Source organism: Flavobacterium sp. (assembly GCF_003525665.1).
Classification (GTDB): Bacteria; Bacteroidota; Bacteroidia; order Flavobacteriales; family Flavobacteriaceae; genus Flavobacterium.
Map to the genome: position 1 here is coordinate 366 of NZ_DQDX01000076.1, position 3,588 is coordinate 3,953.

At 31.0% G+C, this 3,588-nt stretch carries 5 protein-coding genes; 1 reads left to right on the forward strand and 4 read right to left on the reverse strand.

Translation table 11 applies throughout. From position 1 onward, the window contains the following. Both DIU01_RS05275 and DIU01_RS05280 read right to left on the reverse strand, forming a co-directional pair. Positions 1 to 679, reverse strand: a 679-nt coding sequence (locus tag DIU01_RS05275) for an SIMPL domain-containing protein (protein ID WP_290832198.1), incomplete at its 3' end; no start/stop codon positions are given. Between the two features lie 39 nt (positions 680 to 718). After that, a complete protein-coding gene (locus DIU01_RS05280; RefSeq protein WP_290832233.1) occupies positions 719 to 1,360 on the reverse strand; it encodes a rhomboid family intramembrane serine protease in 642 nt (213 codons plus the stop codon). A 105-nt stretch (positions 1,361 to 1,465) separates the two neighbouring features. On the opposite strand from DIU01_RS05280, the gene DIU01_RS05285 reads away from it, so the two are divergent. Further along, entirely contained in the window at positions 1,466 to 2,341 is an 876-nt protein-coding gene (locus DIU01_RS05285) for a lysophospholipid acyltransferase family protein (RefSeq protein ID WP_290832200.1), read from the forward strand. Here DIU01_RS05285 and DIU01_RS05290 read toward each other — a convergent pair. After that, the gene (locus DIU01_RS05290) at positions 2,338 to 2,520 is read right to left on the reverse strand and encodes a CAL67264 family membrane protein (RefSeq protein WP_290832202.1); all 183 of its coding nucleotides are present in this window, start codon (positions 2,518 to 2,520) and stop codon (positions 2,338 to 2,340) included. The genes DIU01_RS05285 and DIU01_RS05290 overlap by 4 nt on opposite strands. Positions 2,521 to 2,571: 51 nt before the next feature. Then, positions 2,572 to 3,576, reverse strand: a complete 1,005-nt coding sequence (gene holA / locus DIU01_RS05295) for a DNA polymerase III subunit delta (protein ID WP_290832204.1) — start codon at positions 3,574 to 3,576, stop codon at positions 2,572 to 2,574. Positions 3,577 to 3,588 lie beyond the last annotated feature (12 nt).

Sequence of the window (3,588 nt, forward strand, 5' to 3'; positions counted from 1 at the left end):
AACTCACCATTACATTTATGATTACTTCAATTTCACCAACAGCAAGTGTTTCTCTTGGCGCACCTGCATCGGCACTCATCTCCAACATTGCTCCTTTAAACATTGGTTGAGGAGAATAATAAGTAGGAGAATTATCTGTTATTAAAAGTGCTTTACCAACTTTTTGTCCCAATACAGAAACAAAATCTTCAGCTTTCTTTTTAGCATCTTTCATAGCTAATTTTCTAGCGTCTGATTTATATTTTTCAATTTCGGTAGATTTAAATTCTACATTACTAATGTTGTTGATTCCGTTATCAACTAATCCCATCATTAGTTCATCATATTTAGAAATATTCTTTAATGTAATGGTTATTGATTGCGATGCTTGAAAATTATATTTTTTCTTATCATAATCGTAGTTTCTGTTTAAACTAACATTTGTAGTTTGAAAATCTGAAGCTGGAATTCCAAATTTCTTGATGAATTTTAAAACATTCTCAATTTTTTCGTCGTTCAACTTTTTTACTTCTTGAGCATCTTTACCAGTATTTTCTACTCCAAAGTTTACAACAACTTGATCTGGTTTTACTTTGATTTTTCCTTCACCCGAAACGGCTACTTGTGGAATTTGCTTTTGTTCTTGTGCGTGTGACATAGTTACGAATAACGTTAATACTACTAAGGCTAATTTTTTCATAATGTTTATTTTTTAATGTTTATTTCAAAAGTTATGCCATTATAATTTTCCGAGCTTGGCCATCCCAAACAAAATTATGATTGGAATTGCTAATAAAATAACCATCAACAAATTATCTGCAAATAATGAAGGTAATTTTATTAGTGTAATAACATAGCCGCCAATTGCTCCACCAAAATGTGCTGTATGACCAATATTATCATTCTTAGCTTTCATTCCGTAGATTGAATATAACAAATAACCGATTCCGAATAAATAAGCAGGAATTGGAATTGGAATAAAGAACAGATACAAGCTCATGTCTGGATTAAGTAATATTGCCGAGTACAAAACTCCAGTTACTGCTCCAGAAGCTCCAATTGCTCTATAACTATAATCGTCTTTATGAAAAAGCATAGTTAGTAAACTTCCAAAGAGTAAACTTCCAAAATAAATTAATACAAAAGATAAATTACCTAAATTGCCATAAACAACTGGTGCAAAAAAGTAAAGAGTCAACATATTAAATGCTAAATGCGGAATATCGGCATGTAGAAATGCAGAAGAAACCATGCGAACTTGTTCTCCAGAGCGAATGCTTCCTACATGAAACTCATATTTTCTAAAAAAATACACATCATCAAATCCTTTAAAGCTAATAATTACGTTAATTGCTATAATTGCAATTAAAAAAATATTCATATCCATTGTCAATAATTTTAGTAAAAATAAGAATTGTGCGATAGGTTTTATCAAACTAAAACAATAAAATTGTTTTAAAACGTATATTTGCAAAAAAATAACTGAATGCAACTACTGCTATTTATAATTTTATATCCACTGCTTTGGCTTATATCTATACTGCCTTTCAGACTGTTATATATTTTTTCTGATGGTATTTATTTTCTTGTTTACCGAATTATTGGCTATAGAAAAAAAACGGTTAGACAAAATATTGCTTTAGCTTTACCTCATTTAGCAGAAAAAGAACGAATTCAAATTGAAAAAAAATTCTATTCTCACATGTGTGATATGTTTTTGGAAATGATAAAAACAATGAACATTACGCAGAAAGAAATAGATGAACGCTTCAAATTTTCAAATCTAGAAACCTATCAAGAATTAGAAAAAAAAGGGAAAAGCATTGCATTAATGTGTGCGCATTATGCAAGCTACGAATGGGTTTTATCAATGAATAAACACATTAGTTTTAAAGGATATGGTATTTATAAACAAATTGCGAATAAGTATTTCGACAAATTGGTACGAACTATCCGTTCAAAATTTAAAGCCTATTTAATTACCACTAAACAAACAAAATCAACCATAGAAAATAACACTAAAGCTGGTGTTCTTGGTGTTTATGGCTTTGCTAGTGACCAAACACCGCGTTGGTCTAAATTATTGTATTGGCATCATTTTATGGGAATAGAAACGCCAATTCACACTGGTGCCGAATCATTAGCAAAAAAATATGATATGAATGTTATTTTCTTGCGAACAAAGAAGATAAAACGTGGTTATTATGAAGCAAGTTTTGAAGTGATGACCGAAGATGTTCAATCAATACCAAACTATAAATTATCGGAAGATTTTATGGCTAGAGTGGAACAACAAATTTATGAGCAACCCGAATTTTATTTATGGACACACAAACGATGGAAACACAAAAAGAAAGATTAAACTCTTCCTTTTAGTGAACTAAAAATCCATGCATTTGCTAAAAAGCCTACTCCAGTTGCAGCAAAACCCCAACCTGCCGTTTCATCATATCTAAAAGCGCCAAGTGCAATTAATGTTAATCCCATTATTATCATTATAAAAGTTGCCCATCCGAAAACGGTATTTTTATTCATCGCCATAACTTAATTTTTTAAATTTATTTGAGATTTACAAATATCTGAATATAATTTTTAATTAAAAATCTTAACCAGCATTTCTTTCAATAAATCGTGCGTTGGAAGATTATTCGCGCCAACACCTTTACTTTTTACATCAATATCACGTAAAGAAGAAACAATTGCACTCACTTTTTTCATAGGATAATTTTTAAGAGCTACTTCATAATCTTTCATAAAAAACGGGCTAACACCAAGAATTGGAGCAGCTGTTTTAGGATTTTTATCTTTCAATCCGTGGTATTTTAAAACCTTTATAAAATAACTAAAAACCAAACTGGTAGTCACCACCATTGGGTTATCCTTTGGATTATCGGCAAAATATTGAGCAATTTGATAGGCTTTCAATTGATTTCTAGAACCCAATGCGTTTTGCAATTCGAAAACATTAAAATCTTTACTGAAACCAATATTTTCTTCAATGTCTTTTGGAGTAATCGTATGCGATTTTGGCAGAATTATTTGCAGTTTATTAAGTTCGTTACTAATTCGACTTAAATCATTTCCAAGAAATTCAACTAACATAGCATTAGCTTTTGGTTCGATTGAATATCCTTTTCCCGAAAGTATTCTGTTAATCCAAGTTCCTACTTGATTATCGTACATTTTTTTACTCTCAAAAACTACTCCGTGTTTGCCTAAAAGTTTAGTGACTTTTTTACGTTTATCAAGCGTTTTATATTTGTAAGCAAAAACCAAAACTGTAGTAGTTTGCGGATTTTCGACATAACTTTCTAATCTGTCAATGGTTCTAGAAAGTTCTTGCGCTTCTCTCACCACAACCACTTGTCTGTCTGCCATCATCGGAAAACGTTTCGCATTTCCAACGATATCTTCAATAGTTACATCACGACCGTAAAGTACTGTTTGGTTGAAATCACGCTCGTGTTCTTGCAGCACGTTTTGTTCAATATATTCGGTTAATTTATCAATATAATAGGGTTCATCGCCCATAAAAAAATAAATAGGTTTGATGTTTCCAGCTTTTATATCGTTAATTATTTTTACTACTTCGTCCATTTTCAGATTTCA

Bases quoted from the DNA above. Each gene is read 5' to 3' on its own strand.
- DIU01_RS05285 (WP_290832200.1), top strand. From the start codon at position 1,466: ATGCAACTACTGCTATTTATAATTTTATATCCACTGCTTTGGCTTATA.
- DIU01_RS05280 (WP_290832233.1), bottom strand. From the start codon at position 1,360: ATGAATATTTTTTTAATTGCAATTATAGCAATTAACGTAATTATTAGC.
- holA (WP_290832204.1), bottom strand. From the start codon at position 3,576: ATGGACGAAGTAGTAAAAATAATTAACGATATAAAAGCTGGAAACATC.
- DIU01_RS05290 (WP_290832202.1), bottom strand. From the start codon at position 2,520: ATGGCGATGAATAAAAATACCGTTTTCGGATGGGCAACTTTTATAATG.